Origin of the sequence: Mesorhizobium sp. M1E.F.Ca.ET.063.01.1.1, from assembly GCF_003998155.1 — a bacterium.
Taxonomy (GTDB): Bacteria; Pseudomonadota; Alphaproteobacteria; order Rhizobiales; family Rhizobiaceae; genus Mesorhizobium.
Genome location: NZ_RZSC01000964.1, coordinates 1 through 1,907, shown reverse-complemented (window position 1 = coordinate 1,907; position 1,907 = coordinate 1). Strand labels below are relative to the sequence as shown.

The following is a 1,907-nucleotide window of genomic DNA, read 5'->3' as shown; positions in this document are numbered from 1 at the left end:
ATCGGCATCACCAACCAGCGCGAGACGGTCGTCATCTGGGACAAGGCGACCGGCAAGCCGATCCACAACGCCATCGTCTGGCAGGACCGGCGCACCGCGCCGCTTTGCCAGAAGCTCCGGAAGCAGGGGCTGGAGAAGAAATTCACCCGCAAGACCGGGCTGCTGCTCGACCCCTATTTCTCCGGCACCAAGATCGCCTGGATGCTGGACAAGGTGAAGGGCGCGAGGAAGCGCGCCGAGAAGGGCGAACTGCTCGCCGGCACGATCGACAGTTTCCTGATCTGGCGGCTGACCGGCGGCAAGGTGCACGCCACCGACGCCACCAACGCCTCGCGCACACTGATCTACAACATCGAGAAGAACGCCTGGGACGACGAGCTGCTGTCGATCCTGAACATACCGGCCGCGATCCTGCCGCAGGTGAAGGATTGCGCCGATGATTTCGGCGTCGCCGAGAAGAGCCTTTTCGGCGCCGAGATGAGGATCTTCGGGGTCGCCGGCGACCAGCATGCGGCGACCATCGGCCAGGCCTGTTTCGAGCCCGGCATGATGAAATCCACTTACGGCACCGGCTGCTTCGCGCTGCTCAACACCGGCGCCGACCTGGTGCGCTCGAAGAACCGGCTGCTCACCACCATCGCCTATCGGCTGAACGGCAGGACCACCTATGCGCTGGAAGGCTCGATCTTCATTGCGGGCGCCGCCGTGCAATGGCTGCGCGACGGCATCAAGGTGATCGGCAAGGCCGAGCAGAGCGGTGCGCTCGCCGCGGCCGCCGATCCGGCGCAGGCTGTCTATCTGGTGCCGGCCTTCGTCGGGCTCGGCGCGCCGCATTGGGACGCCGATGCGCGCGGTTCCATCTTTGGCCTGACCCGCAATTCTGGTCCGGCGGAGTTCGCGCGCGCGGCTCTCGAATCTGTCGCCTACCAGACCCGTGACCTGCTCGACGCGATGCGCAAGGACTGGAAAGGCGCCTCGGCCAGAACCGTGCTTCGGGTCGATGGCGGCATGGTGGCGTCGGACTGGACCATGCAACGGCTGGCCGACATTCTCGACGCGCCGGTTGACCGCCCGACCATCCTGGAGACGACTGCGCTGGGCGCCGCCTGGCTCGCCGGATCGAAAGCCGGTGTGTGGCCGAAGGCGAAGGAATTCGCCAAGACCTGGGCGCTCGACCGCCGCTTCAAGCCGGACATGGATGCCGGCACGCGCTCGGCAAAGCTCGCGGGTTGGCGCGATGCCGTGCGCAGGACGCTGAGCACGAACTGAGACCCATCAAAGAGAGCCCGCGCCTTTCGATGCGGGCTCGGTCAACGACTCTGCGGTACCGACTGGGGCCCGTCAGTAGGGCGAGCGGCACTCGCGTCTGCCGTATCTGGACAAGTATGTATTGTCCGAGGCGCGATAGCTTCTGTAGTGGTCGTAGCACCACTGTACATGCGCATCCGCATAGCGGTTCTGGCTGTTAACGATCGCGCCGGTGATCAGCGCGCCGGTAGCGAATGCCGCAAGCGGGAACCAGAAATCGCCGTGACGGCGATAGCCGCGATGATATTCGCGGTAGCCGCGATGGCCGTTCCAGTACACGGCACCATTGCGCTCATACATGGCGCTTTGGGAGCGATTGAAACTACGGCGCTTTCTCCAGTCCTGGTATTGTACTGTCTGGACATTCGAGAGGTCCTGGCCTTGCGGCACATAGTTCGGCTGAGCATTGACCGGCACGATCTCCGCCGCAGCGAACGAAACCGATAGCGCGGTTGCCAGCAGACCCGATGAAATCTTGTTCATGGTCTTCTCCTCGAGGGTGGTTGTCGTCCCTTGCGGGGGCAACGGTCGCGCGGTGCGATAGTTCCGCCAAACGCCAGGTCGCATTCGACGAGCACGCCCGATGCGCGCAGTCGGCT

2 protein-coding genes are annotated in these 1,907 nt (G+C 64.4%); one reads left to right on the top strand and one right to left on the bottom strand.

The annotated features are described in order from the left end of the window. Positions 1 to 1,269 (top strand): glycerol kinase GlpK (gene glpK, locus EOA29_RS34850; protein ID WP_127222286.1); only part of this gene is annotated, 1,269 nt, incomplete at its 5' end. Positions 1,270 to 1,341: 72 nt separating this feature from the next. On the opposite strand, the gene EOA29_RS34845 is transcribed toward glpK, so the two are convergent. Continuing rightward, positions 1,342 to 1,791 (bottom strand): BA14K family protein, encoded by a 450-nt coding sequence (locus EOA29_RS34845; RefSeq protein ID WP_127222285.1) that lies wholly within the window; start codon positions 1,789 to 1,791, stop codon positions 1,342 to 1,344. Positions 1,792 to 1,907 lie beyond the last annotated feature (116 nt).

Bases quoted from the DNA above. Each gene is read 5' to 3' on its own strand.
- EOA29_RS34845 (WP_127222285.1), bottom strand. From the start codon at position 1,791: ATGAACAAGATTTCATCGGGTCTGCTGGCAACCGCGCTATCGGTTTCG.